The following is a 1,570-nucleotide window of genomic DNA, read 5'->3' as shown; positions in this document are numbered from 1 at the left end:
GCGTGGCCTCCAGCCGGTCGCGGACGGCGGGCAGGTGACGCCGGCTGACGGGCAGTTCGGCACCGCCGACCAGGAGGCTGGCCCTGCCGGCGCTGGTCCGCATCTGCTGGATCCGGTCCATCGCCACAAGGTAGGAGCGGTGGATCCGGAGGTAGCCGGCGTCCGCCCACTGGCGCTCCAGGTCGTTGAGCGGCACCCGGATCAGGTAGCTGGCGTCGGCCGTGTGCAGCCGGGCGTAATCGCCCTGGGCCTGCACGTACTGGATCTCGTCCCGCCGGATCATCTTGGTGATGCCGCCCTGGTCAACGGTGACGACTTCCGGCTTGGCCGCGCCGCCGTCTTCCATCAGTTCGCAGATCCGGCGCACGGACTCCGCCAGCCGGTCTGCCCGCACCGGCTTGAGCAGGTAGTCCACGGCGGCCAGCTCGAAGGCCTGCAGCGCCTTGTCCTCATCGGCGGTCACGAAGACGACGGCGGGCGGGCGGCTGAAGCGGGAAATGACCTTGGCGATGTCCAGTCCGGTCAGGGCCGGCATATGGATGTCCAGGAAGAGCGCGTCCACGTCGTGGCGCTCCAGGGCACGCAGCGCTTCGGCGCCGCTGGTGGCTTTGTGTACCTCCCCGATCCGGGAATCCCGGGCGAGCAGGTACGCCAGGGCCTCGACGGCGGGGGCTTCGTCATCGGCGACAACCACATTGACCATGGCCCACAGTCTATTAGGCCCCGGGCTGAAGCTTCGCGCGGGCCGCTTCAGTCCACCAGGTTCCCGGGCTGGAACTTGGGTAGCCGCAGCGTGACCAGCGTGCCGGCACCGGGCGCCGTGTCGACCACCAGGCCGTGTTCATCGCCGTAGACCTGCCGCAGCCTCACGTCCACGTTGCGCAAACCCACATGGTCGCCTTCGGCGCGGCCGGCCAGCACGGTGCGCAGCCGCTCCGGATCCATGCCCACGCCGTCGTCTTCAATGGTCACCACGGCGTAGGCGCCGGCGTCGTGGGCGGTGATGGTGATCTGCCCCGGCCCTTCCTTGGCTTCGATCCCGTGGCGCACCGCGTTCTCCACCAACGGCTGCAGGGAGAGGAACGGGATGACGGTGCTGAGGACTTCGGGGCCGATCTGCAGGCTGACCCTGAGCCGGTCGCCGAACCGGGCCCGTTCCAGCAGCAGGTAGCGGTCGATCGATTTCAGTTCCTCCGCCAGGGTGGTGAAATCTCCGTGCCGTCGGAAGGAGTAGCGGGTGAAGTCGGCGAACTCGATCACCAGCTCCCGTGCCCGCGCCGGGTCGGTGAGGATGTAGGAGGCGATGGCGTTCAGGGCGTTGTAGATGAAGTGCGGGCTGATTTGGGCCCGGAGCGCGCGCACCTCGGCCTCCATCAGCAACGTCCGCGAGGTGTCCAGTTCGGCCAGTTCGATCTGCGTGGCCACCCAGGCTGCGACCTCGTTGGTGGCCCGCACGAGCGACGCCGCTACGTGTCCGGTGTAGGCGCCGACGGTGCCGACCACCCGGTCCCGAACCCGGATCGGGGCGAAGACCGCTTCCGTCGGGCCGCCGTCCCGGGCGGCAGCCCCC

2 protein-coding genes are annotated in these 1,570 nt (G+C 69.3%); both read right to left on the bottom strand.

Translation table 11 applies throughout. The features are described from left to right. Window positions 1–703: LytR/AlgR family response regulator transcription factor (locus AC5RUJ_RS16110; protein ID WP_494156225.1), on the bottom strand; the 703-nt coding region annotated here is incomplete at its 3' end. 47 nt (window positions 704–750) lie between these two features. Then, window positions 751–1,570 (bottom strand): sensor histidine kinase (locus AC5RUJ_RS16105; RefSeq protein ID WP_494156224.1); only part of this gene is annotated, 820 nt, incomplete at its 5' end.

This window comes from Arthrobacter sp. Y3223164 (assembly GCF_059091005.1).
Note: the sequence above shows the minus strand (reverse complement) of the source record. Positions and strands in the feature narration are given on the sequence as shown.